The organism is Microcoleus sp. OTE_8_concoct_300 (genome assembly GCF_031383065.1).
Lineage (GTDB): Bacteria > Cyanobacteriota > Cyanobacteriia > Cyanobacteriales > Microcoleaceae > Microcoleus.
The window spans coordinates 1-25944 of sequence record NZ_JANMZH010000537.1; the positions used below are offsets into that span (position 1 = coordinate 1).

Genomic DNA, 25944 nt, shown 5'->3' on the forward strand with positions numbered 1-25944 from the left:
TCTCGGTTGATGCGTTTTTTGCTAGTCATAACTGGTTCAATTATGGCTCAAATGCTTGCCTGACAAAGGTTTCATTCTATTTTACCTTTCTTTTTTATACCCCTTGACAATTTGCACTTTTTCTTAACTTGTCACAAATGGTCTTTACGTGAAATTGAAACCCGCCGATAAGCGGATCGGACAACAGCGGTTTGAAGAGTCCATGCGGCCGAAACTTCGCGATGTTCCCGGAGTGCGGCTGAGTTTTTCTCAAGGGCGTGTCGGCGGTAGGAAGCAAATGTCGATCGTCCTAAAAAGCGAAAATGCCGAGGCTTTAACTAAAACTGCTGAAAGTCTCACGCAACAAATGAGGCAAGTTCCGGGACTGATTGAGGTACAGTCTAGCGCGAGTTTGGTGAAGCCGGAGATTTTGGTGAAACCCGATCCGAATCGGGCGGCGGATCAGGGTGTATCTGTGCAGCAAATTGCTCGAACTGCATCTCTGGCAACGATTGGAGATATTGACTCGAATCTTGCTAAATTTGATTTGCCGGACAGACAAATTCCGATTCATGTAATGTTGGCGCCACAGTTTCGCAGCGATATGGAAACGATTAAGAATCTGCAAGTACCGGCGAAAAATAATACTTTGGTGCCGTTGAGGGCGGTGGCGGATATTGCTTTGGGCAGCGGGCCTTCTCAGATCGATCGCTACGATCGAGCTCGTCAAGTATCTGTAGAGGGGAATTTGTTGCAGGGTACGACTTTGGGAGAAGCTTCCGCTGCGGTGAAGAAATTGCCTGCAATGAATCCTCTACCTCCCGGCGTCGAACAGGAATCCTCGGGAGATGCGAAGGTGATGCAGGATGTGTTCAGCGGTTTTGCGGGGGCTCTGGGTACGGCGGTACTGTTTATTTATGCTGTGTTGGTGCTGCTGTTTGCCAATTTCCTGCATCCGGTGACGATTATGGCGGCTTTGCCTTTGTCTCTGGGGGGCGCGCTGCTGGGACTGCTGGTGGGACAAAAGTCTCTCGGGCTCTACGCTTTGATTGGCGTGGTTTTGCTGATGGGAATTGTGACGAAAAATTCGATTTTGCTGGTGGATTACGCGATTATGAATCAGCAGGAAGGTAAGCCGATGTATGAGGCGACGCTGGATTCGGGGGTGGCGCGGTTGCGGCCGATTTTGATGACGACGATCGCGATGATAGCTGGGATGGTGCCAATTGCTTTGGGAATTGGCGCTGGGAAAGCAAACTCGCAGCCCGATGGCGATGGCGGTAATTGGCGGTTTGATGACTTCTACCCTGCTGACTCTGGTGGTGATTCCGGTGGTTTTTACTTACATGGATGGTTTGCAAATCTGGATTTTTAATCTGATGCGGGGTGGCGGTAGCAAGGGGAAAGGGGAAAAAGGGCGATCGATTCGGTTGTAGTGAGCACTTCAGTCCTCAAAAGCCGGGTAGTCCTGCATAGTCAGGATTACCCCATTAGACAAAGAATATCTCGATTGGGGAGAAAGACTCTTTCATTTTCTAAAAAACTCTCCAATCATATAGGCAGCTCTTTGGTATTTTATTCATGAGTATAACGCCCGTTTATCTATCACTTAAAACCCAATACGCTTGGGTTAAAACTGTTTATTCCGGGCGAGATCCCTTGCAGCATCCCCCTTAATACGGGGGACGCAAGAGTAAGTTCTTGTCCCCCCCTGATAGTCGGGGGGCTAGGGGGGATCGGGCTTAACAGCAACCGTATGGACTTAAAACCCTTAATTATACTGACTATGCAGGACTACCCAATTTTTTAGTCTAAACTCCAGTTTTGTTACAACTGCGTTGTACCGAATTAAATGGTGAATGGGCAGTTTAGTATTTTTGCCAAATCGGGATGCTCCCCATATTGATCTTGCTATCTGCTTCTGCTTGCAATAATTCTCGGATAAAGTGTGCATACTATTGGGGATTTTAACTTTCAGAGTTATCGCTATTTCCGTCATCGTTCGTATCCAAGAATTGCCCTAGCTGACTAGCCAGCTTTCGCAATAAACTAGCTGGATTTTCTTGTCCTTCCTGTGTCAATGTTGCCACTAATGACTCGCAAGCTTCTTGCAGAAATTCCCCACCCAGTAATTCTGAGTTATCCTGTAATAAGCTGTTGCGGCATTTAAATTGTATGTCAAAAAAAATCAAAGTCTTGTGGGGCGTCCCGCCCGCGGAGAATATACAATTTAAATGCGCGACAACTTATCTGCGGTTCGTCTCCCTTGGGCCAATTCAGGAGTGTCTGAATCAGTTACAGATAGGCTTGGGCGCGGGCTTCGTCCATTGTGGGGAGTTTTCAGTAACACCGATGTTTATTTTATCATGCTTGGTGGGTGGCCAGAAACCGGGTTTTTGTGCTTGTATGCGGGCGGCCCGAAACTGGGTTTTTGGGAGATACTTTGTTACAGGCGAAGAGATGGGAAAAAACCCGGTTTCTTTGATTTTGAACTGCTGATGTCAGCGGATGTACGCTGATGAATTTGGATTTTTTAACCGCTGATGGTGGCGGATATACGCTGATGAAGGCAGATTAAGATACAGTTTGTTTAGTTACTTCTACATAAATATGTTCTAACCGCACCGGATACCGAGCGATTGAATCAATAGAAATTCCATCGAACAGCAAAATAATCTCTTTTAATTCTAAACGTTCCGGCAGCCAAAAAGCTAAATCGCTACCGTAGCGGCGGGGGATGAAACTGTATTTTTTAGCGCGGGCAATGACTTCAGCTTCTTCGTCGGTTTTTACCACGATAATTTCTTGAGCCGGAATCAGTTTTTTCAACTCTTCTAAACTACCTTCAGCTACAATACTGCCATTTTTCAAAATCCCGATTCTCTGACACAGCCGCTCAGCTTCATCCAACAAGTGGGTTGTCAGCAAAACTGTAATTCCTTGCGATTGCAAGCGCTGAATTAACTCCCAAACTTCATAGCGAGCCTCAATATCTAAACCCGTTGTCGGTTCATCTAAAATTACTAATTTCGGCTGGTGTACCAAAGCTACCGCAATATTCAAGCGGCGCTGCATTCCTCCGCTCAAAGTTTCCACCGGGCTTGTAGCTCTATCTGTCAAATTTACTGCTTTCAAACAGTGTCTTACTTGATAGCGCCGCTGTTTGCGCTCTAAGCCGTAAATTTGAGCAAAAAAATTGAGGTTTTCTTCGCAGCTAAGGCTTTTGTAAAGCAAATTTTCTTGAGGCGCTACACCTATTAACAATTTTGTAGCTTCGGAAACAGGTTCGCCATTGATAGAAACTTTGCCACTGTCGGCATTTAACAAATTGCATAAAATATTGATAGTTGTAGTTTTGCCCGCCCCGTTTGGTCCCAGCAAACCGTAAATTTCTCCAGCTTGAATGTGCAGTGTTAAATCTCGAAGCACTGAGCGATCGCCGTAAGACTTATTTAGCTTTTCAATTTGCAGCACTGCTTGAATTCTCCTAGTTTTTAATTATTTTTAATTACATTCTAATCATGCCAGTTCTGTATGGTAGGGTTCCTCAGACGAAGCTACAGGGCGATGATTGAGAATTTTCTGTCTGACGCACATTATACCGCTTCTCCAAAATCATGCAACAGTAGCTAGTGCCGATCGAATGTAATTCCATCCGGTTATAGATGCTATTGTTAAGAGTGAAAAGTTTTTAATAAAAGCGCGGACTTTTTCTTTTATTCCATCTAAATTTTCATAATTTTCCCAACTCAATTGTTGTTTTATATAGCAATCCTAAATGAGTCATAAATTTTTTACCCCACCCCAGCCCTCCCCGCGAGTTCGGGGAGGGAGTAAGACATTCACAAATGATTTAGGATCGCTATATGTTGCCATAAATTCTCGATCGGATGCAATTCTGGACCTCCGGGTGGTTGAAAAATTAGTAAAATGTCCCGAAGGGATTTTGAGTGGGTGACAAAAAATGAAATTTACCATTATCCAATTGAACAAAATTTAAATGCTCCGGATATTCCGCTGCTAATTTATCTAAGAATATTTGAAAGCATTGACTATCTAGATGTGAAAACTATAACCAAAAGTTTTCTCCTGTTTCTGGGGCAACTGCATCATATAGATAGTAAGCTTTAAAATTCGATTGAACTTTACCTCTTGGTTTGACGCCACAGGCTGTATTTTTTTTCCTCTCAATCGTTTTTAAGCCGATTCTCGTTTCATCTTTACACCAATACTTGAGACTATTTTTTGCTGGATTAGGGGTGTTTGACTCCAACCAGAAGACGACTTTCAGCAATTTTTCTAGTTTTTTTAAACTCGATCGCTGCCGTCGGCTCTTTTTTGTTACTCAAACGCCTTGGTACTTTTAACTTGGCTTGAATGCGAAGCCGTGCAGTTGCTTGTGTAAAGTTTGATATTTGACGGATACTTGATAGTTATCTTCCACCCATCCCGCCATTTCTTTGTAACTCTTAAACTCGCAGGATTTCTCACGGATTTTTGTCGTGATTCCTGCTATTACTTCGTAGGGAATTACTCGGGTTCTCCCAGTCGAGCGGCGCAGCTTTAATAATGATGACAGACCGCCATCATTATATTGCTTTAACCATTTTTGTACAGTGATTCTATCTACCCCTAAAAGTTCAGCTACATCTGTAATGCTCTGGCTAGACCCAGATTTTAACAAATAAAGTGCCTGAACTTTTTGTCGAGCGAGGTACAGTTCACGGCGCTGAGCCATAATTATTTTTAACTCAGTAGTCGTTGCCTCAATTCTTTCTTGGTAGTTTACTTTCATATAACTATCCTTAAACTCTCATACTAGAGTAGCATATTTTTGGATAAGTGGTATTACTAATTGTCGGGTGCGTAAGTCGCACACTTGATCAACTTGTAGGGTGCCTCAGGTGTATTTACAGCGTGTTCCAGATTTATGAGATACAGTGGCAGCAGCTTGTAAACCAGTTTTTGAAGTGCTTAGTATTGACTCCTTCAAGGGCCTTAGCAAGTAAAACGTCAACCATATTGGTAGTGGTTGGCGAGAACTGACGTAAAAAAGCTTTCAGTTGTGACCACCATAATTCTATCGGATTAAAGTCTGGAGAATAGGGTGATAAATTGAGGAGACGGGCGCCGTTCCCGTTGGAATCAAGGGTTCAATCACCGCCAGAAGAGTGGGCAGGGAGATTATCCATAACAACGACTGCACCTTTCCATAAATTTGGCACTAAAAACTGTTCAATGAAAACTGCAAAAGCCTTGCCATTCATCGACCCATGCAAGTGTCATTAATCCTACTACTTTTTTTAAGCTGATTTCTCCGACAACTGTGACTTTGGCGCCCCGATAAAAGGGTTTTAAATCGTAGACTATAGTACCACATCTTGAACGTGCATGGGTGAGTGTTAACCCAATAAAAGGCCCATTTCATCCAAAAATACGAGGTTGCCAGGGTCAATATTTTTAACTTTTTCTCAATATTCACACATATAAATTTGCACTTTTTCAGTCGCAGACTGACTACTGCCTATGGTCTTTTTTTTCACGTCAAATTTTGTTTTTGTAGTTCACGACACATCATGCTAAGGCTGACTGCTTCGTTGTAGCTCAAACGCCAATATTCACAATATTCTGACAACGTGGTATCCGGATATTTTCCTACCATCTGGGTCAATTCTGTTGTGCGCTAGTTTAACACACTTGTCAGGCTTCCACCCGGTTTTTTAGGTTGAACATGAACCGTCGTTTGTTTTTGTTTTAAAATTTTTTGAACAAACCCTTTACTTACATCAAATCTGGCGGCTACTTTCCTAATTGAGGTATCACCTTGTTCATAAATTTTAACTATTTTCTAACTCGTCTCGATCGAATAAGGTTTCATTTTTTTAGCTTATGTACTAAATACAGTGTATTATATATACATGGAATCTGCTGTATAGGGCGAGCATTGAGGATTTTGGTTCCGGGGAACCTTACCAATAATACCAGTTGTGTATGGTAGGGTGGGTCATAGGGAGTTATAGGGCGTGCGTTGAGGATTGTTGCTCCGGGGCACCTTACTAATAATATTAATGGTGTGACTTCTATTAAAGTCTTCTTTCCACTCTCAACATCCGCCGGTATGACAGCCATCCGGCTACTATCATTAAAACAGCAAAAATACACAAAAACCCGAAGTGTGACGAAATATCAGCCAAATCTTTGCCGTCAGCCCACACGCCCATCAGCGCTTCGTTCATGTGATAAATTGGATTGTACTGGGCGAGTTTCAGCAGACTTTTGGGAAACAGCGAAGTCGGCAAAAATGCGCCTCCTAAAATCAACAAAGGAACGCCGAAAGCCGCTACTAGCGAGTTGACATCTTCTGTGCGCCTCGCCAACTGTGTGCCGAGAATAAAACCTACACCTACATAAGATACAATACTCAGAAGAATAATGGCACATCCTAACAGAATAGAGCCTTGAAATTGTGCTCCTAAAAAAGAGGCGATCGTGTATACTAAAATTACCTGACCGATGCCGATACAACTGTGAGCCATAAAAATTCCTAAAAAGTAGGACGTGCCGCTCAGCGGGGAAATACACAAGCGTTTGAGGGTATGCTGTTCTCGCTCTGCTACTACCGTTGCTACGCTACCACCGAGACAGCTAAAAAATAAAGCCGCTCCTACTAAGCTTGCAGGTGCAGCAGTTTCAAAGGCTTTTGCTGTGGTGAGATTAGCGCGTTCTTTTAAAATCAAACCGTTAATTAGCAAGATAGAAAGTGGAAAAATACTCCACAATACTAAGCTGCGTCGCCGCCTCCCCAATTCAATTAAAATTCGCTGTGCTACTGCGAGCGTTTCGTACCAGTATTTCATAGGAAATATATTAGTATTGTTAGAATTGGGAATCAAGAATTAAAGTTAATAGCCTATGATACAGTCATTACATAAACTTGTCAAATAACAGTTCAAAATATACACCACTGAATCAACATCAATGGATTGGTGAAAAACAGAATAAGGCAACGGAGGACACGGCGCCGTGCCCTTCTTCGTGACAACTTAACGTTAAACGTAGTATCAGTATACTCTCTACCGATAAGCTGCTCGATCCCCCCGGCACCCCAGGGCCGGTTTCATTCTCAGGTACGATCGCCAAAAGTACAAGCGATCGCCATCTCATAAAATCTGAAGCGATCGCCAAATAACAAAATATATATGCTAACTTTAATCAAATTTCTTAAAAAAGTCAATGACCTACGCAAAAAGTTAGGAAAGAGACACCCTTTCTGGTTGATATTACTTTTGGTGATTTTGGGAATAAGCTGATACACAGGTAGATTGTATAATATAAATAACGAATAAGTGCTCATTAGTTATAATATGCCAGCCAAAAACCATCTATCTCCAAATCAAAAACAGAGACTTATTAAAGTACGAAAAGAGTCTGAGAATAATTACGTAAGGGAAAAAGTTCTAATTTTATAGATAATAAAGGATGAAAAACTTATCTACAAATTAGTTAATTTATGGAGAGTGATTACACAACAGTAGCTTAGTTTTCAGTTCATGGCAACCCTGATAATTTGGCTAGTTTTTTAGAGAAAAGAAGCCCAGGAAAATTTCGTAAAGTCACTCCCGCACCGCCTGTGACGATCGCACCGACGATCGCACTCACAGTCACAAGCGCGCCCGCACCGACAGGCTCAGCGTCAGGGAATATCGGCAGCAGCAGCAATGACGCGATCGTTGCGATCGACGCTAACACTCCCGTCTACGGCAACGATCTCCTATTTGGCAATGACGGCAATGACACCGTGATTGGAGGCGAGGGTAACGATATCGAGTTAGGAGGAAAAAGTGACGACTTCTTGTATGGCGGCGACGGTAACGATGCCCTCAGCGGCGATCTAGGCAACAATACTTTAGCCGGCGACGCTGGTAATGACTCCCTGTACGGCGGTAAAGATAATGATGCTTTGCTGGGCGGTACTGGCAACGATTTCCTCTACGGCAAAGAAGGCAACGACATTCTGAGTGGCGTTGACGGCACTGCTGTTAATCCTGGGCTGGGCGAAGTCGATACCCTGATTGGCGCAGAAGGCAATGATACTTTCTTGCTGGCAGATGCCACCAAGTTCTACTACAACGATGGTAACGATACCGGCACTGGCGCAGGCGACTACGCTTTGATTGTCGGTTTTAACCCCACTGAAGATATCATCCAACTTCAAGGCGCTGCTAGCACTTACCAGTTAGGTGATTCTCCCGCAGGATTGCCTGCTGGGACCGCTATTTTCAAGAAGACGAATGGCGCGGATGAATTGATTGCGATCGTCCAATCAGTTTCTTTCCTGGCTATTGACAGCACCTCTTTGCGCTTCGTCTAACGGCAAAGTTCGATCCCCCTCGATCGATCATCGGCGGTTGAAACCGCTTCTGGTCAAACTTTCGTCCACTCCTAGCGGACTAAGAAATTTAAGTTAGATTAAGTCCTGCCTTTGGTGCAAAGCTTTTCTTGTGCGGCCCAGGGGCGATCGGCTGTCGCCCCAAATTGATTGTCAAAATGGTATACTCAAAATCAGAAAATAGTTGTATGATGTTTATCTAGTCATTTTTTACTGCGACGCCTCCAAGGTCAAAGAAGGTGAAAGCAGGTAAAAAACACTAAGCGCGGGCGTAATTCAGCGGTAGAATGTCAGCTTCCCATGCTGAACGTCGTGGGTTCGAGTCCCACCGTCCGCTTTGACTGAATTTTCATAGAATTATGAAAATTAATTAGTGCTATCAATTCAATCTATGGCTTATTTTTTAACCGCTGCTTTATATAAGTTCGTTGAACTACCGGATTTTGCCGACCTGAAAGCACCGCTACTCGATTGTTGCAACAACAATCAGGTCAAAGGCACTATCTTGCTGGCCTCTGAAGGCATCAACGGCACTATTGCCGGCTCCTCCGAGGGCGTACACGCAGTGCTGGCATTCTTGCGTAGTGACCCGCGTTTTGCGGATCTGGTACACAAGGAATCTTTCTCGGAAAAAGCACCTTTTTACCGCCTGAAAATACGCTTGAAGCGCGAAATCGTCACGATGGGGATACCGGACATTAATCCCCGCCTCATGGCTGGCAAATATGTTAAGCCTGATGAGTGGAATAAGCTGCTTGACGATCCGGATGTTGTCGTGGTTGATGTTCGTAACGACTTTGAGGTATCTATGGGTACTTTTGAAGGCGCTATTAATCCAAAAACAAAAAGCTTTTCCGAATTACCTGAATGGGTGCTGCGGGAAACTGCTTTACGCAATAAACCCAAGGTGGCAATGTTTTGCACGGGTGGTATTCGCTGCGAGAAATCTACGGCTTTTTTGCGTACTCAAGGTTTTGAGGAAGTCTATCATCTCGAAGGCGGAATTTTAAAATATTTGGAAACGGTGCCGGAAGCAGAAAGTCGTTGGGAAGGTGAATGTTTTGTCTTTGATGAGCGGGTTTCTGTTGGTCATGGGTTAAAGTCGGGTAACTATGAACTTTGTCGCGGTTGTCGTCACCCGATTAGTCAGGAAGATAAGGCTTCTGAATTATTTGTACTTGGTGTGAGTTGTCCTCATTGCCATGACTCAAAAACAGAAACCAAAAAACAAGGCTTATCTGAGCGTCAACGTCAGATTGAGTTTGCTAAGCGTCGCAACCAAGTACATATAGGCGCGCGCTACGATGCGAAGGAAAAAGTAGATGAGGCCTGCGACTAATAGTATTAAAACTAAGCTCACAGAAACCCGGTTGATACGAAAAATCTTGTTTGGCGACGAGAAATATAGAAAGAAACTGGGTTTCTGACTCCTGTAGTAAGCTGTCCCGCATCTTGCGTTGTATTTTTGGGGCGGGCGGGACGGCTACCCCACAAGAATTGCATCAAACTTGACTATAAAATTTAGATGGGCCTCACCTTATTAGCACTAAGCTCAAAGAAACCCCGTTTCGACGAAAAATCTGGTTTGGCGACGAGAAATATACAAAGAAACCCGGTTTCTGACCAGAAAAACCCGATCGTGCGATCGACTAAACATATAGCGGTTCGATCGCGTGGTGAGGTATGCCCTATGCCCTATGCCCTATGCCCTATGCCCTATGCCCTATGCCCTATGCCCTATGCCCTATGCCCTATGCCCGCCAGAGCACCTCATGTTACTGAGAAAGGCTATATAATATGTCAGCAACATACCCGATTTTGTATTCCTTTCGCCGTTGTCCCTATGCTATGCGCGCGCGCTTGGCCTTAATGGTTAGCAATCGGGTGTGTGAGTTGCGGGAAGTTGTTTTGCGAGACAAACCACAAGAGATGTTGGAGGTATCTGCCAAAGGTACGGTACCAATATTGATTGATGTTGATGGGCGCGTACTGGATCAAAGTATCGATATCATGTTGTGGGCATTGAGACAACATGATCCTGAAAAATGGTTGATGCCAGAGCAAGGTTCTGTTACAGAAATGCTGGAACTTATCGCTCTATTTGATGAGGGGTTTAAATATCATCTTGACCGTTATAAGTACCCGGATCGTTATCCAGGTGCTGATGCCCAAGCGCACCGACATGAAGGTTCTTTATATCTGGGCAGACTAAATGCACAGTTAAGCGCGACTAAATATTTATTTGGTAACAAGGTAGCATTGGCCGATATGGCGATCGCACCTTTTGTTCGTCAATTCGCTCATACGGATCGAGGTTGGTTTAACGAACAGCCTTGGTCACAGCTACAAGCTTGGTTAACAGGGTTTACAGACTCAGAAATTTACGCTAGTGTTATGCAGAAATACGCGAAATGGGAATCGGGGAATGCAGGCGTTGTTTTTGGGCGATCGTAATTGTCCGCAATCAAGAGACAAGATTGCTTTCATTCGCTCTCAGTTCTTAAAATTATCTGCGTTTATCTGTGTTAATCTGCCTGACATCTGCGGTTGACGTATCAATCAAAGATTTATGTAAGAATTCTAAGATGCAATGTTATTCTAGTCGCTCAGGCGTTAGTGTAATCTAGTAAGTATTGTCAGGCTGAAATTATGATTGATGTTGGTTCGTTAGTTCGATCGCCCCGAAACGATTTGGGAGTCGGAAAAGTTGTCGAGGTATCGCGTACCGATGCCCTAATTGAATATTTTTGCTCAGTTAAAAACCGCATCCGCAAAACTGTGCCCTTAAGTCTGCTGCAAGAAGCCAGACTTCAGCGCCAAACCCGCTGCTACCTCTGGAGCACAAGTCAGGAAAGGTGGATTATCGGGCGAGTTTATGACTGGGATGAAGATAAATTAGAATACGAAATTGACCTCCCCGACAGCCAAAGTTTGCAAGCTGTCGAAACCGAACTTTACGTTCGCTGCAATATCCCGATCGCCGATCCGATAGACATTTTAGCAGTCAAAGGCCAAGAAACGCCGTATTTTCACGATCGCCGATTGGCATTCGTTCAATCTGCGATCGAACAGCGGGCTGTCAGCCGCGGCATGACTGGTTTAATTTCTGCTAACATAGACCTCTATCCGCACCAAGTTGAAGTCGTCCGGCGCGTCCTAGAAGACCCAATCGTGCGCTATTTATTGGCAGACGAACCAGGACTGGGAAAAACAGTAGAAGCCGGCACAATTCTCCGCCAATTTCTGCTCGACGATCCCAACGGACGCGCTGTGGTACTGGTTCCCAAATACCTGCTCGAACAGTGGCGGCAGGAGTTGGAAAATAAATTCTATTTGTCTCATTTTGCTGACAGAGTGCAGCTTGTTGCTGTTAGCGAAATCAATCAAATTAGCCGCAACGCTAACCTAGATTTTCTGATTGTTGATGAAGCCCATGATGTGGCGGCAATGGCAAATTCGAGCGATCGTGTTCAGCAGCAGTCCTTTGAACTCTGTCAGAAACTCGCTCAGAAAAGCAAAAATGTATTGTTATTATCTGCAACGCCAGTTCTCTGCCACGAGCAAGATTTTCTAACGATGCTGCACTTGCTAGAGCCGACAACTTACCGTCTTGATGACCTGGAAAGCTTCAAAGAACAGGTGCAAAACCGTCAAGAAATCGGTCGCGCTTTGCTAAATTTTCGAGAAAATTCTAAGCCTGCTGTCTTGCAAACAAAACTTGCTCAACTTCGCACTATTTTTGCAAAAGATGATTATTTAATCGGATTAGCAACAGAGTTAGAAAGTTGTTTGAAAACTAAAGAAACCGCAGGACAGGCTCGCCTTGTCCGAACTATTCGCACTCACGTTAGCGATACCTACCGCCTGCATCGTCGCATCCTTCGCAACCGCCGGGATGCGGTTGAGGATGTGATTTTCGACCGAGATGCTGTCCCCAAAGCCGAGTACGATCTGAATGATGAACAGTGGTCGGCAATTCACAGCATCCTCGATAAGTGGCGCACAGTCGCTCCCAAGTCTAGCGAATATCAGAGAATTTTTCTGCTGTTTTTCCGCGCTTCTGGTACTTGGCTGAGTGTTTTAGAACGGGTTGTCAGAGCTCGTTTGCAGAAAAAATCGACTCCAGAACTCGATCGCGAATTTGGACAAAATGACACGGCGATTTTGACCAAAACTGCGCTGTTTCCCGAAGAAAGGGAAATCCTGGACACCTTGCTTAACACCCTGGAAAAGCCCCAGGAAGGAGCCGATCGACTGAGTTTGTTACGAATCGCGATTCTCCGATTTCTGGCAGTGGCTTTGAAGGTGCCGCGCGAGTATCACAGCAATCCTCGCGATTTGCTGTCGAGAATTCAACAGCAAATTAAACGGCCGATTCCGGGCGAGCGTTTCCCGAAAATTGTGATTTTTACCAGTTTTACTGCAACTTGTAAAGAGATTGCGGAAAATTTAGCTAAAATCTTTGGTAAAAATGCGATCGCCAGCCATGACACGAGCAAATCGGCTGATGAGGTTGAGGCTAGTCTCAAACGGTTTAAGACTGAGGCGCATTGTTTTATCTTAGTGTGCGATCGCTCGGCGGAAGTAGGGGTAAATCTGCAATTTGTTGATTGGTTAATTCACTTCGATTTGCCGTGGTTTCCCAACCAGTTAGAACAAAGACTCGGCAGAGTCGATCGCATTGGTAGCAAAATGGGAGTGCAATTTTGTTTGTTTGCAGGCCCGGATTTGCCAGAGAGTCCCCACGAAGCTTGGTTTCAAGTTTTAAAAGATGGGTTTGAAATCTTCAACAAATCTATTGCTAGCCTTCAGTTTTATGCGGAGGAAAAACTTCTTAAACTTGAAGAAAAGTTGTTCACTGAGGGAGCAAAGGGCTTATCAAGCGAAATTAAATCAATCAAAACTGAAATCGAACAAGCGAAAATTAAAATCGACGAACAGTACGTTCTCGATGAAATTGATACTCTTGATGACAGCGCCTCTCAGTATTTTGAATCCCTCGATAACTGCGATGCTAAGCATAAAGAAATGCAGCGGGCTGTGGAAGGTTGGTTGTGTCAAGCTCTCCACTTCAAACAAATCGAACATCCGAGTATATCGGGGTTGCTGCGCTATCAACCTACTCAAAAAACTTTGATTCCCTCGAACGATTTGAGAACTAGATTGATTCCTTATTGTCAGCAGTATGGTAGTTACAATCGCCGTATTGCTCATCAGAATGCAGATGTCGCTCTTTACCGCATTGGTGAGGGATTGATCGATGCACTTGGCTCTTATATTCGCTGGGACGATCGGGGTCAAGCTTTTGCTATGTGGCGACATGATGAAAGTTGGGATGCGGAGCCCGGGAAGGAGTGGTTCGGCTTTCAGTTTAATTATTCAATCCAGACTGATGTGCAGCCTGCCCAGCAAGTTTTGGAAGCACAAAACATCGAAAATTACAACTTGAAAGCTTTGCAGCGACGCGCTGATGCTCTGTTTATCCCAACTTTTGAAACGGTGTATGTAGATGCTCGTAGCGAGGAGATGTCTCTGGTGGAAGATGCGGAACTTCTGGCGATTTTGCAGCGGGCTTATAAGGGGAAAAGCCCAGCGATTCGGGATTACAATTTGTCAAAAAATCGCACGTCGCTTATTGACAGTTTTGTCGATCCGCTAGAATGGGATGATTTTTGCCAAAAGGGACGGGTGATATCGGAGGAATTGCTGCGCGGGCGATCGGCTTTTCGAGAAATGTGCGAGCAATCTGCTGTTACTGCTGCTATCCAACTCGAAAACCGGGTGAATCAATTGCAGTTGCGCTTGAATCGACTTTCTAAATCTGAACAAGCTTTAGAATCGGTTTTGGCTGAGGAAATCAGTACGGAAAGTTTGTTGAGTGAAGCTGTTTTAGCTGGTATTCGCCGCCCGCACATGACTCTTGAGTCTGTGGGGTTTATTGTGATTTCTGGGCGTCCTCCTGTAAAGTCGGAGGATGAAGGATAATTTGTTTGGGAGGGCGATCGCTCTTTTTGGGGGCGAACGCTCTTTTTTAACCGCAGATGCAGGCGGATAAACGGGGATGGACGCAGATGAATGAAAGGGCGATCTGTTTTATGTAATCTGCGGAGGTGACAGCAATTTTTAGGTGATGGGACTGTAAAAAGGGTAAGATAAAAACAGTAGTAATGAGTAGCCGTGATTTAGTTAAAAGCCACGCTTGGGCCTGACATTAAAGCGCGTCGATCGCATGGGAATTGAACAGCACAGCCAAAATGAAGAAGTCTCCGATAAAAATTCTGCTCGTAGAGGACGATGGAGGGCTGAGTGCAACACTGGCCAAGGTGTTGGAAGCAAATCATTACGGGTTCGATCGGGCAAATGATGGACAAGTGAGCCTAGATTTGGCAGCAGCAATTGAGTATGACCTGATTTTGTTAGACGTGCAGGTTGCCAAATTAGATGGAATTAGTCTATGTCGGCAACTGCGATCGCAAGGCTACTGCAAACCGATCCTGTTAATGACTGCAAAGGACTCAGATGCGGAGGTGGTGGCTTTTTTGGATGCGGGGGCCGATGATTACATCGGCAAGCCTTTTGTTACGGAAGTATTACTGGCAAGGATACGAACTTTATTGCGACGCAGTAAAGCACTTTCCCCAGCAGGTTCTACTCAGAATTCAGCGGCTAATACATTGACTTGGGGAGCTCTTTGTTTAGATTTAGATTCTGGTAGAGTGACATTTGCCGAACAAATAATTTCACTGACAGCGACAGAATATAATGTGCTGGAACTATTACTGCGAAATCCCGATCGCATTTTTAGCCGCAGTGCTATTTTGGATCGTCTGTGGGGATTTGATGACGCACCAACCGATCGCGCTATTATCACTCATATTAAGGATGTCAGAAAGAAACTGAAGGCGGGCGGCTTAACTGAAGAAATTATCGAAACAGTTTATGGCATGGGCTATCGACTGAAACCTTACCCTCAATCTGCGCCGTCTAGTTCAAATAATCCTGGGATTGAGGGCACCCAAAAACCTCAATCTCGCGGGATAGATAAGTCCGAGTTCGACAAAGTTTTAGAGCGGTTTAGGGGAGGCTTCAACCAACAAATTGCTGTATTGGATGAGGCAAAAACTGCTCTATTAGCAGGAAATTTAGAAACAGAATTACAGCAAGCGGCAAAACATGAAGCTCATAAATTGGCAGGCTCTCTCGGATCTTTTGGTTATCCCGAAGGCTCGAAATTGGCCCGCTCTGCAGAGCATTTGCTAATAAACGATCGCTCTTTGACTGCTGAGGAAATTACCCGCTTCTCGGAATTGGTGACAGGATTACAGCAGGAATTAGACAAAACACCGATTACATCAACGGCTGCACCAGTTTCTACTATTTCAAATTTTAACTATCGGGTTTTGGTAGTTGATGATGATGCTGCATTAACGGAGCGATTGCAAGTAGAATCGGAAGCTTGGGGATTTCGGATGAAAATTGCGCCGACTATTACTGGTGCCCGATCGCGTCTTGCCTTGTCAATGCCCGATGTGATGTTACTAGATTTAAGCTTTGCAGAGACAGAGGAAGATGGATTGACGCTACTGCGAGAACTGACTGAGCGATCGCCTAACCTGCCTATAATTGTCTTTACCGGACGAGATAGTCTTGCCGATCGCTTGGCTGTATCGCGCTTAGGCGCTAAGCAATTTCTCCACAAACCTGCAACCACCCAGCAAATTTTTCGAGCCATCGCCCGTGTTTTACCCAGTCCCAAAACTTCAGAAGCCAAAGTCTTAATCGTAGATGATGACCCTGTGATGCTGGTTAAATTATCAGCGTTACTCACTCCCTGGGGACTTGAGGTGACAACTCTCAAAGAACCACAGCAATTTTGGGAGGTGTTAATTAGCACTGAACCAGATTTAGTAGTGCTGGATCTAGAAATGCCGATCGTCAGCGGCTTAGAATTGTGTCAGGTAGTCCGACAGGATATCCTATGGGAAAATTTACCGATTTTGGTGGTGACAGCCCATACAGATCCCGAATCTCTCCAACAAGCCTTTGCAGCGGGAGCCGATGATTTTATTACCAAGCCGGTACTAGGGCCTGAATTAGTCACGCGGGTACTCAGCCGAATCAAACGCTCTCGTCCTGTACTTACGCCTGGGAATACTTAAAATAAAAACAATGATAATTCCTCTAAATTACATTTTCGATCAACCGATTACCCTGACAAATTGCGACTTAGAACCAATCCATATTCCTAATGCTATTCAACCTCATGGCATTTTGTTGGTTTTCGACCCAGAACATTGGCAAATTTTACAAGTCAGCGATAATACTGAATCGCTGCTCGGATATTCCCCCGATGAGTTATTAAATACCAGCCTCGCCGACCTGTTCGATTCAGAATCTCAAACAGCGATTTCCCGATGTTTATTAGGAGACTTTGAGGCGGTAAATCCTCTCACTTTAAATTTAGTCAATCCCCAAAAAGAAACAATTGTTTTTTATGGGATTGTTCATCGTTCACCCGATAATCTATTGATTCTGGAACTGGAAACTTCAACCCTCGATACTCCCTATGATTTATTTCAATTTTATCAATTAACTCGTCATACTCTTACCAAAATACAAAGCGGATTAAGTCTCCTGGGTTTGTGTCAACTAATAGCTGAAGAAATTAGAAAAGTTATCGAATTCGATCGAGTGATGGTTTATCGCTTCGATCGAGATGGATCGGGAGAAGTTATTGCCGAGAATAAGCGCTCTGACTTAACCTCCTATTTAGGTTTGCATTTTCCTGATAGCGATATTCCGAAACAAGCAAAAGAACTCTATCGTTTAAATAAAATACGCTTAATTCCTAACATCAATTATCAGCAGGCTGCTTTAATACCAAGTGATTGTCCCCTAACCAATACTTCCCCTGATTTGACCTTTTCTGTTTTAAGAAGTGTTTCTCCAATTCATATTGAATATTTAAAAAATATGAATATTGGCGCATCTATGTCTATTTCTATATTAAAAAACAATCAATTGTGGGGGTTAATTGCCTGTCATCATAACACACCAAAAGATCTGCCCTATCAGACCAGAACTCTTTGTGAATTTATCGGACAAATCATGTCCCTTGAATTAAGTAATAAAGAAGAACACGAGAATTTAGATGACGAAATTAGGCTCAAAAACCTACAATCGGATTTTGTTGAAAGTATTTACCAAGCAGAGGATTTCGTGGAGGCGGTAGGACGAGATCGAGAGCGTTTGTTAAATTTGGCTAATGCCACAGGTGCAGCTATCATTTCTAATGAGTTAGTCATGCTATTTGGGAAAACTCCGTCAGAAAAGGATATCATTCAATTAATAGATTGGGTGGTTCCTCATTTGGAAAATAATTTTTATTATACCGATAGTCTGCCTAAAATTTATCCCCCAGCAGTAGAGTTTAAAGACTTAGCTTGTGGTTTGATGGTTGTGTCTATTACTAAGATGCAGCAGAATTTCATTTTATGGTTTCGTCCTGAAGTAATTCAAACTGTAGATTGGGCAGGCAATCCTAATAAACAGGAAAAAATTGATGAGGAGGGAAATCTGAGACTGTCCCCGCGTAAATCTTTTGAAAAGTGGCAGGAGATTGTGCAATTTAAAAGCTTGCCCTGGCAACCTAATGAAATTGGTGGTATAGTTGAATTGCGGAGCAGTATTGTCGGAATAATTCTCAAAAAAGCAGATGATTTAGCCTTGATTAACGAGCAGTTGCAGCGCAGTAATAATGAATTGGATGCTTTTGCTTACATTGCTTCTCACGATCTGAAAGAACCGTTAAGGGGAATTCACAATTATTCAAGTTTTTTGTTAGACGATTATCAGGATAAATTAGATGAAGATGGGGTAAAAAAATTAAATACATTAATGGAATTAACCAAGCGAATGGAAAATTTAATTAATGCTTTACTGGATTTTTCTCGATTGTCTCGTGCGGAGTTAAACCGAACGGATCTCGATTTAAAAAAAATAATTACTAACGCGATCGACCTCATAAAAATCACCACATCGGATTTTAAAATCGAACTACAAATCCCTGAAAATATTCAAATTCAAGGCGATCGCGTTTTAACAGAAGAAATTTTTGTTAATTTAATTAGTAATGCGATTAAGTATAACGATAAACCGGAAAAACGCCTAGAAATCGGTTTGGTAATGGAGAAACCCGATTGGACATTGGTCGATCATCCTTGTTTTCACCAAAACATCCCGGTTTTTTATGTAAAAGATAATGGCATTGGCATCAAAGAAAAACATTTAGATACCATTTTTCGGATTTTTAAACGCTTGCACGCCCAAAATAAATATGGAGGTGGAACAGGGGCCGGATTAACAATTGTTAAAAAAATTGTCGAACGGCATGGAGGACAAATTTGGGCAGAATCAAAATATCAGGAAGGAACGACATTTTATTTTACTCTTTCAGGTCAACATGAAAAGTAAAGATAAACCTATGAGTATATTAGTCATTGAAGATAGTGATGAGGATTATGAAGCTTTCATGCGGGCGATCAAAACCCTCGCGGTTTCATTCTCGATTTACCGCTGTAATGATGGGGAGACAGCTTTGGAATTTTTGTTTCAGGAAGAAAGTTATGCCGATCCGCAGACGGCACCTCGTCCTAGTTTAATTCTCTTAGATTTAAACTTACCCGGAACCGATGGACGAGAGGTATTAGCAACCCTGAGAACTCAGGAAGAATTAAAGTTAATTCCTGTGGTTGTCTTTACTACATCTTTTAATCAAAAGGATGTGAAATTTTGCTATGCCCAAGGGGTGAATGGTTATCTATTAAAACCAATGGGAATATCGCAGTTAACGGATACTTTACACACTTTATTTCGCTATTGGTTTGAATTTTCAATTTTACCGGAATTATCCTAAGTTAATTTCAAGGCAAAATAGTTTATTTGGGTGACGATAGCAAAGTATAAAATAGCAGGAGATAGTATGGACGATTGCGACAAAACTCAAGACCAACTGATTGCTGAATTAGAGTTGTTGCGGAGGGAAGTGGTCGCTCTCAAGCAGGCGCGGCATTCCGAAACTCACCGACAACCGACAACACCCGAAGTGCTAAATTTGACGATCGCTCCCTGTGGCAGTTTAACAGATAGTGTTGAGGTAACAGGACAATACACCGTTTTGTTAATAGATGATTCAGAAGTCGATCGCGCTACCTACCGACGATTTTTGATGGAGGACCGCCATCGTACCTACCAGATTGTCGAATTTGATAACGGCGAAGATGCTCTCGAATGGTGTCAACAGAATATCTCAGATATTTTTCTCCTCGATTACTTCCTACCCGATATGGAGGGTTTAGAGTTTTTGCAACAACTCCAACAACAGACTGGACGAGATACCTTTCCCGTGCTGATGTTCACAGGTCAAGGAAATATCCAAATTGCTGTTGATTTACTCAAAAAAGGCGCTCAGGATTATTTAGAAAAAAGCCAAATCACCGCTCAAGTTTTGCAGCGCTCCATTAGCTATATCCTGCGACACAACCAACTGATTCGAGAACGGGAATGGCAACAACAGCAACAGCAACTGCTTGCCCAAACAGCACTTTCGATCCGGCAATCGCTCAAACTAGAGGATATTCTCAACACTACGGTAAGAGAAGTCAGAAATATTCTTCAGTGCGATCGGGTGATTATTTTTAAATTTTCTCCTGACTGGGGAGGGGAACTTCTTGTCGAGTCGGTGGCGGATGGCTGTATGGCTATTTTACCCCTCCAGATTTACGATCCTTGTATTGGGAAAGATTATGCTGAACCATTCCAAAAAGGTTTGATTACGGCAAAATCGGATATCTATAATTCTGGAATTAGCCCCTGTCACATTGAATTTCTAGAAAGTTTAAAGGTGAGGGCAAATTTAGTAGTTCCCATTGTCAAAGGAGAGCAATTGTGGGGGTTGCTGGCTGCTCATCACTGTACGGGACCCCGCCCGTGGCAACCTTCAGAAATTGAACTATTGAAACAGGTGGTAACTCAAGCTGGGATCGCGATTCAACAAGCTGATTTATTTGAGCAACTACAAGGGGAATTGAGGGAGCGCCAACTAGCAGAAATAGCTTTGCAGGAGAACGAACAAAAACTGCAATTGTTCATCAAATATGCTCCAGCCAGTATTGTAATGTTCGATCGCGAAATGCGCTATCTTGCAGCCAGCCAGCGATGGGTTGATGACTTTCATCTCAATTCCAGCGAATCGATCCTTGGGCGATCGCACTACGAGGTTTTTCCCAATATTTCAGAACAGTGGAAGCATTACCATCAAAGCAGTTTGGCGGGTGCGATCGAAAAATGCGATGAAGATTTTTTTGTTTCCTTAGATGGATCGCAGCAATGGTTGCGCTGGGAAATTCATCCCTGGTACCGCAGCAATGGCGATATCGGTGGCATCATTCTATTCACGGAAAATATTAGCGATCGCAAACAAGCACAAATTGACCTCCAAAAACTCAATTCTGAACTCGAACAGCGGGTAATAGAACGAACAGCAGAACTAACCGAAGTCAACGATCGGCTGTTAGTTACCTTACTAGAAAAAGAACACGCCTATCAACAGCTAGAGGAACAAGCACAACTGCTAGATTTAGCCCATGAGAGTATTATTACCTGGGATTTAAACTCAGTGATTACCTTTTGGAATCAGGGCGCTGAGTTTATGTATGGCTGGACGAAAGCAGAAGCATTCGGACAAGAGTTGCACGCTTTCTTGAAAACTCAGTTTCCTGAACCTTTGGCTGAAATTAAATCACAACTGTTAGAAACAGGCTATTGGGAAGGAGAATTAATTCATATCACTAAGGACGACCGCCCGATTACTGTATCTAGCAGTTGGGTTGTCCAAAAAGATCGTGCTGGGAGAGCGATTAAGATTTTAGAAATCAACAATGATATTACTGCTCGCAAACAAGCTGAATCACTTGTGCAACACTATATCACTCAAGTTGAAGACCTCTATAATAATGCTCCCTGCGGCTATCATTCCCTAGATGCAGCAGGAACAATAATTATGATGAATGATACGGAACTGAAGTGGTTAGGCTATACCCGCGATGAAATTCTCAATCAAAAGAAATTTGTTGATTTAATTACACTTGAAAGTCAAAATATTTTTTATCAAAACTTTCCGTTATTTAAAAAAGAAGGGTACATCAACAATTTAGAGTTTCAGATTTTGAATAAAAACGGAAAACTCATTTGGTTAAACTTAAATGCTACAGCAATTTATGATGAAGCAGGTAACTTCATGATGAGTCGTTCTAGCGTATTTGATATCACCGATCGCAAACGTACTGAAGCAGCCTTCCGCCAATATGAACGCCTCGTATTCAATACAAGAGATGGGATTGCGCTGCTCAATATTAACTATATTTATCAAATAGCCAATCAAGGTTATTTGGATTGGTGCAACAAATCTGAAAGCGAAGTAATCGGGAATTCTGTTAGGAATATTCTGGGTGCCGAGTTGTTCGATAACTTCATCCAACCTCGCTTAGATAGATGTTTGGCTGGAGAAACAATTCAGTATGAAAAGTGGTTTGACTCTCCCAATTTAGTCAGGCAATTTTTGAGCGTTACCTATACGCCTTTCCGTGATGCAGGTGAAAATATTTCAGGCGTTATCGTCAGTCTGCGCGATCTGACTCCACTCAAACAAACAGAACAAATGCTGGACCTTCAGGCTGTCATTACCCGCAACATGGCGGAAGGCATTTGTTTAGTAAGAGCAGATAATGCAGCCATTGTCTATGCCAATCCTAAATTTGAGCAGATGTTTGGCTATGACTTTGGCGAACTCAACGGTCAGCACGTTTCGATTCTCAACTATGCCAGCGCATCGGTGAGTCCTGAAGATGTAAATCAAGCCATTCGGTCTGCCGTTTTACAAAACAGTGAATTCAGCTATGAAGTTCAGAATGTCAAGAAAGATGGGACTCCATTTTGGTGCAGTGCCACTTGCTGTGTATTCAAGCATTCAGACTACGGCGATGTTCTGGTGGCCGTTCATCAAGATCTCACAGTAGCGAAGCACCTCGAAGAAGTTCGACAACAGGCGGAAGCAGCCTTACTACAGAAATCTAGAAAGGAAAATTTGCTCTGGAGGATTACTCAAGGGATTCGCCAATCTTTGGATCTGAATGCCGTTCTAAATACTGCTGTTACTGAAATTACTCAGACATTACAAACGGATCGCACTGCCATTTACCGATTTAATGCTGATTGGAGTGGTGATTTTGTGGTCGAGTCAGTTGGTGAAGGTTGGGTAAAATTGGTAGGAGGGTATCTGCAAAAAGTTTGTGAAGATGTCTATCTGCAAGAAACTCAAGGAGGTCGTTTCCGAAATCATGAAATCTTTGCGATCACAGATATTGGCGCTGCTGGACTTCATCCCTGTCATGTCCAACTCTTGGAACAGTTTCAAGCCAAAGCATATATGGCAGTCCCGATTTTTTCGGGAGAATTTCTCTGGGGATTGTTAATCATCTACCAAAATACTGGACCTCGTAATTGGCAATCTTGGGAAATAGAATTGCTGGAACAAATTGCCAGCCAATTGGCGATCGGCATTCAGCAATCCCAACTCTACCTACAACTTCAACTCGAACTGCAAGAACGTCAGCAAGCCGAAGCCACCATCCGAGAAGCCGAACGACGCTGGCGATCGCTCTTGGATAACGTGCAGTTGATTGTTGTCGGACTTGATATGGAGGGAAATGTCAATTACGTTAATCCTTTCTTCTTGAAAATTACGGGATATACTCACCTAGAAGTTCTCGGAGAAAATTGGTTTGACAAATTCTTACCCGGTTCTCTTCAAGAATCGATTCAAGTGGTTTTTTCGGAAGTTTTAGCCCATAATTATCATCCCTATTATCAAAATTGCATCTTAACCAAATCGGGTGAGGAACGGTTCATTGCTTGGAACAATACCATGCTGCAAGATTCAGAGGGTAACATCATTGGAACTATCAGCATTGGGGAAGATATTACCGAACGACAAAAGATCGAACACATTAAAGATGAGTTCATTGGCATTGTCAGCCATGAACTTCGCACTCCTTTGACAGGAATTAAAATGTCATTGGGGCTAATAAAAAGTGGAGTTTATGATAAAAACCCCGAAAAATATAGACGCATGATTGAAATTGCCCTCATTAATACTAATCGTTTAGTGAACCTGGTTAATGATATTTTAGATTTGGAGCGCCTAGACTCCGGGCGGGCAATTGTGGAGAAAACTGGTTGCAAAGCTGCCGATTTGATGCAGCAAGCAGTAGAGAGCATCCAGGCGCTGGCTACTCAACAGCAGATTTCATTAATCGTTAACCCCACAGATGCAGAAGTCTGGGCAACAGGAGATGCGATCGTCCAAACTTTAACAAATTTGCTCAGTAATGCGATTAAATTCTCACCGGCCGATTCCACAATTCATCTGAGTGCCGAAAACCAGACAGACTTTGTGCTGTTCCAAGTTAGCGATCGCGGACGAGGGATTCCAGCAGATAAACTAGAACTGATTTTTGGGCGATTTCAGCAAGTTGATGCTTCTGACTCCCGCGAAAAAGGAGGCACCGGTTTAGGTTTAGCAATCTGTCGCAGTATTGTTGACCGGCATGGTGGCAAAATCTGGGCGGAAAGTATCTTAGGTGAAGGCAGCACATTTTGCTTCACCCTACCCTTACCCATCATTGAATAACGCTTATAGCCTTTCTCAGTAACATGAGGTGCTCTAGCGGGCCTAGGCCTCCGTGGGCATCAGTTGCCGTGTGTACCTCATTTTATTGAGAACCGCTATAGATTAATCTGTACCATCAATCCAAAATCCAAAATCTCAAATCCAAAATGCCATGACTGACAGACAAATTCTAGTTGTTGACGATGAAGAACACCTTCGGGAACTTGTGCAAGCCTGCTTGGAAGATTTAGGCGGATGGGAAACAGTGGGGGCACGATCGGGAGAGGAATGTTTACAAATGCTGCAAATAGAACAACCCAGCGCCATTTTGCTGGATGTATCTATGCCGGGAATGGATGGGTTTGCTGTCTGCGAGATCCTCCAGTCCGATCCGATTACCCGATCGATTCCAGTGATTCTGCTGACAGCGAAAGTTTTGCCCAGCGATCGGGCTAAATTTGCCCGGATGGCGGTAGCCGGGGTAATTGCCAAACCGATCGAACCCATCACCCTGAAGGAAGAAGTAGCAGAGATTTTGGGATGGGTGGAATAACTTTCACCATTTTTGTGAATTTTTGTAACAATAACGGAATCTTTACCAAATCCTTACCGTTGCTATTTAGTCTCCTGTTATGCAGCTAACAGTTCTTTGCATTAGGAGGAGACTCAATGAATTCTTTTCAAGCTTTGAATGATGTAATTCAGGATCTCGCAGGTTTATTTTCCGGTTTGCCCATTGGTTGTCAGCAATCCACACTTTGGATTGCTCATACAGAGGAAACACCGATCGCAGATATTAAAATTCAAGAAAAGGATATGACACTTATCCTTAAAGTTCAGATTTCTGACATTCATCTTGTCAATTTGAATCTCCAAATCACTCCAGAAACTGTTTTAATCCAAGGTCTACCTACCGAAGCTACGAGAGTAGAAGGTTATTTCTTTCCTAGTGGATTTCAAAGTCTCATCCCGTTGCCCCACCGCGTACATCCTGAAATCTATGAAACTGAAATACATTCGGATCGTTTAACAATTCAGCTTGCTAAAGAATTGAGTGTTCCGCCATCCCAAGTTCGGATTCCACTCTCAACTGCAAATTCGAGCTATTCATCAAAAATGTATATTTGACACCCAATTGGCAACCGAAAAGTTGATTTCTAATCAACCCAAATAAAATGAACGCTTTGCAAGTAGCTAATTATGAGGCTAGTCTCCTGCCCGAAAACAAGATGATAGAGAAACAAATTCTCATCGTTGATGACCAAGAACACCTCCGCGAACTGGTACAGTTGTGCCTGGAAGACCTCGCGGGATGGAACACCCTGGCGGCCGCATCAGGACAAGAATGTTTAGAAATCCTACAAACAGAACGACCTAACGCTATTTTGCTGGATTTATCAATGCCGGGAATGGATGGGTTTGCTTTGTACGATCGTCTCCGATCCGATCCCATAACTCGATCGATTCCAGTGATTCTGCTGACAGCAAGAGTTTTGTCAAGCGATATGGCCAACTTTGCCGAAATGGGTGTTGCTGGGGTAATTCCCAAACCATTTGAAGCCACCACGCTGCCGGGAAAAGTGGCAGAGATTTTGGGATGGAATGATTGACCGAAAGCATCCAGGATACAAGCCCCCGGATTCATGCGTGGAGAAATAAAAAACCTGTATCCGATGAAACTTGCCCCCCGAATTTATCCCTAGGTTCAATGCTTCAATCTAAAATCTAAAATCTAAAATCTAAAATCGATTGACACTCCCCGGTATGGCAGACGCAGGATTCTTAAGACTTTACCAGAAAGAATTGGTTTAAAGCCCCAAGCCCGATCGGGAGAAATTAAAAGAAGACT

General features: G+C 43.4%; 15 protein-coding genes, 1 tRNA gene and 3 pseudogenes. 15 read left to right on the plus strand and 4 right to left on the minus strand.

Annotated features, from left to right (window positions below; genetic code table 11):
• Positions 1 to 202: 202 nt before the first annotated feature.
• From ACUVJL_RS24755 to ACUVJL_RS24765, 3 genes and pseudogenes are all read left to right on the plus strand, one after another.
• A pseudogene (locus ACUVJL_RS24755) lies at positions 203 to 1159 on the plus strand (efflux RND transporter permease subunit); the annotation flags it as partial.
• Between the two features lie 94 nt (positions 1160 to 1253).
• A complete protein-coding gene (locus ACUVJL_RS24760) occupies positions 1254 to 1415 on the plus strand; it encodes a hypothetical protein (protein ID WP_445248263.1) in 162 nt (53 codons plus the stop codon).
• A gap of 53 nt (positions 1416 to 1468) precedes the next feature.
• Positions 1469 to 1592: pseudogene (locus tag ACUVJL_RS24765) on the plus strand (IS1 family transposase); the annotation flags it as partial.
• 961 nt (positions 1593 to 2553) lie between these two features.
• Here ACUVJL_RS24765 and ACUVJL_RS24770 read toward each other — a convergent pair.
• The 4 genes and pseudogenes from ACUVJL_RS24770 to ACUVJL_RS24785 form a co-directional block, all read right to left on the minus strand.
• Complete coding sequence (locus ACUVJL_RS24770; protein ID WP_445248264.1) at positions 2554 to 3453, minus strand: ABC transporter ATP-binding protein; 900 nt, start codon at positions 3451 to 3453, stop codon at positions 2554 to 2556.
• Between the two features lie 889 nt (positions 3454 to 4342).
• Positions 4343 to 4774 carry a helix-turn-helix domain-containing protein gene (locus ACUVJL_RS24775; protein ID WP_445248265.1) on the minus strand — a complete coding sequence of 144 codons (432 nt, stop codon included), beginning with the start codon at positions 4772 to 4774 and terminating at the stop codon, positions 4343 to 4345.
• 133 nt (positions 4775 to 4907) lie between these two features.
• Positions 4908 to 5102: pseudogene (locus tag ACUVJL_RS24780) on the minus strand (IS630 family transposase); the annotation flags it as partial.
• Between the two features lie 960 nt (positions 5103 to 6062).
• Positions 6063 to 6836, minus strand: coding sequence for an ABC transporter permease (locus tag ACUVJL_RS24785; RefSeq protein ID WP_445248266.1), 774 nt, complete (start codon positions 6834 to 6836; stop codon positions 6063 to 6065).
• A 710-nt stretch (positions 6837 to 7546) separates the two neighbouring features.
• On the opposite strand from ACUVJL_RS24785, the gene ACUVJL_RS24790 reads away from it, so the two are divergent.
• From ACUVJL_RS24790 to ACUVJL_RS24845, 12 genes are all read left to right on the plus strand, one after another.
• On the plus strand, positions 7547 to 8350 hold the full coding sequence (locus ACUVJL_RS24790) for a calcium-binding protein (RefSeq protein ID WP_445248267.1): 804 nt from the start codon (positions 7547 to 7549) through the stop codon (positions 8348 to 8350).
• 283 nt (positions 8351 to 8633) lie between these two features.
• Positions 8634 to 8705 (plus strand) — tRNA-Gly (locus ACUVJL_RS24795).
• A 54-nt stretch (positions 8706 to 8759) separates the two neighbouring features.
• On the plus strand, positions 8760 to 9707 hold the full coding sequence (trhO, locus tag ACUVJL_RS24800) for an oxygen-dependent tRNA uridine(34) hydroxylase TrhO (RefSeq protein ID WP_445248268.1): 948 nt from the start codon (positions 8760 to 8762) through the stop codon (positions 9705 to 9707).
• 458 nt (positions 9708 to 10165) lie between these two features.
• Positions 10166 to 10822 (plus strand): glutathione S-transferase, encoded by a 657-nt coding sequence (locus ACUVJL_RS24805; protein ID WP_445248269.1) that lies wholly within the window; start codon positions 10166 to 10168, stop codon positions 10820 to 10822.
• A 195-nt stretch (positions 10823 to 11017) separates the two neighbouring features.
• Positions 11018 to 14353 carry a protein DpdE gene (gene dpdE, locus ACUVJL_RS24810; protein WP_445248270.1) on the plus strand — a complete coding sequence of 1112 codons (3336 nt, stop codon included), beginning with the start codon at positions 11018 to 11020 and terminating at the stop codon, positions 14351 to 14353.
• Between the two features lie 269 nt (positions 14354 to 14622).
• Positions 14623 to 16527, plus strand: a complete 1905-nt coding sequence (locus ACUVJL_RS24815; protein ID WP_445248271.1) for a response regulator — start codon at positions 14623 to 14625, stop codon at positions 16525 to 16527.
• A 10-nt stretch (positions 16528 to 16537) separates the two neighbouring features.
• Positions 16538 to 18841 carry an ATP-binding protein gene (locus tag ACUVJL_RS24820; RefSeq protein WP_445248272.1) on the plus strand — a complete coding sequence of 768 codons (2304 nt, stop codon included), beginning with the start codon at positions 16538 to 16540 and terminating at the stop codon, positions 18839 to 18841.
• Between the two features lie 10 nt (positions 18842 to 18851).
• The gene (locus tag ACUVJL_RS24825) at positions 18852 to 19283 is read left to right on the plus strand and encodes a response regulator (RefSeq protein ID WP_445248273.1); all 432 of its coding nucleotides are present in this window, start codon (positions 18852 to 18854) and stop codon (positions 19281 to 19283) included.
• Between the two features lie 66 nt (positions 19284 to 19349).
• Positions 19350 to 24116 carry a PAS domain S-box protein gene (locus ACUVJL_RS24830; RefSeq protein ID WP_445248274.1) on the plus strand — a complete coding sequence of 1589 codons (4767 nt, stop codon included), beginning with the start codon at positions 19350 to 19352 and terminating at the stop codon, positions 24114 to 24116.
• Positions 24117 to 24267: 151 nt separating this feature from the next.
• Complete coding sequence (locus tag ACUVJL_RS24835) at positions 24268 to 24648, plus strand: response regulator (RefSeq protein WP_445248275.1); 381 nt, start codon at positions 24268 to 24270, stop codon at positions 24646 to 24648.
• 116 nt (positions 24649 to 24764) lie between these two features.
• Entirely contained in the window at positions 24765 to 25223 is a 459-nt protein-coding gene (locus ACUVJL_RS24840; protein WP_445248276.1) for a hypothetical protein, read from the plus strand.
• Positions 25224 to 25324: 101 nt separating this feature from the next.
• On the plus strand, positions 25325 to 25705 hold the full coding sequence (locus ACUVJL_RS24845; RefSeq protein ID WP_445248277.1) for a response regulator: 381 nt from the start codon (positions 25325 to 25327) through the stop codon (positions 25703 to 25705).
• Positions 25706 to 25944 lie beyond the last annotated feature (239 nt).

What these genes read in the sequence shown, in the direction of transcription:
- ACUVJL_RS24760 (WP_445248263.1), top strand. Translation starts at nt 1,254, where the DNA reads ATGGCGGTAATTGGCGGTTTGATGACTTCTACCCTGCTGACTCTGGTG.
- ACUVJL_RS24775 (WP_445248265.1), bottom strand. Translation starts at nt 4,774, where the DNA reads ATGAAAGTAAACTACCAAGAAAGAATTGAGGCAACGACTACTGAGTTA.
- ACUVJL_RS24785 (WP_445248266.1), bottom strand. Translation starts at nt 6,836, where the DNA reads ATGAAATACTGGTACGAAACGCTCGCAGTAGCACAGCGAATTTTAATT.
- trhO (WP_445248268.1), top strand. Translation starts at nt 8,760, where the DNA reads ATGGCTTATTTTTTAACCGCTGCTTTATATAAGTTCGTTGAACTACCG.
- ACUVJL_RS24805 (WP_445248269.1), top strand. Translation starts at nt 10,166, where the DNA reads ATGTCAGCAACATACCCGATTTTGTATTCCTTTCGCCGTTGTCCCTAT.
- dpdE (WP_445248270.1), top strand. Translation starts at nt 11,018, where the DNA reads ATGATTGATGTTGGTTCGTTAGTTCGATCGCCCCGAAACGATTTGGGA.
- ACUVJL_RS24815 (WP_445248271.1), top strand. Translation starts at nt 14,623, where the DNA reads ATGAAGAAGTCTCCGATAAAAATTCTGCTCGTAGAGGACGATGGAGGG.
- ACUVJL_RS24820 (WP_445248272.1), top strand. Translation starts at nt 16,538, where the DNA reads ATGATAATTCCTCTAAATTACATTTTCGATCAACCGATTACCCTGACA.
- ACUVJL_RS24825 (WP_445248273.1), top strand. Translation starts at nt 18,852, where the DNA reads ATGAGTATATTAGTCATTGAAGATAGTGATGAGGATTATGAAGCTTTC.
- ACUVJL_RS24830 (WP_445248274.1), top strand. Translation starts at nt 19,350, where the DNA reads ATGGACGATTGCGACAAAACTCAAGACCAACTGATTGCTGAATTAGAG.
- ACUVJL_RS24835 (WP_445248275.1), top strand. Translation starts at nt 24,268, where the DNA reads ATGACTGACAGACAAATTCTAGTTGTTGACGATGAAGAACACCTTCGG.
- ACUVJL_RS24840 (WP_445248276.1), top strand. Translation starts at nt 24,765, where the DNA reads ATGAATTCTTTTCAAGCTTTGAATGATGTAATTCAGGATCTCGCAGGT.
- ACUVJL_RS24845 (WP_445248277.1), top strand. Translation starts at nt 25,325, where the DNA reads ATGATAGAGAAACAAATTCTCATCGTTGATGACCAAGAACACCTCCGC.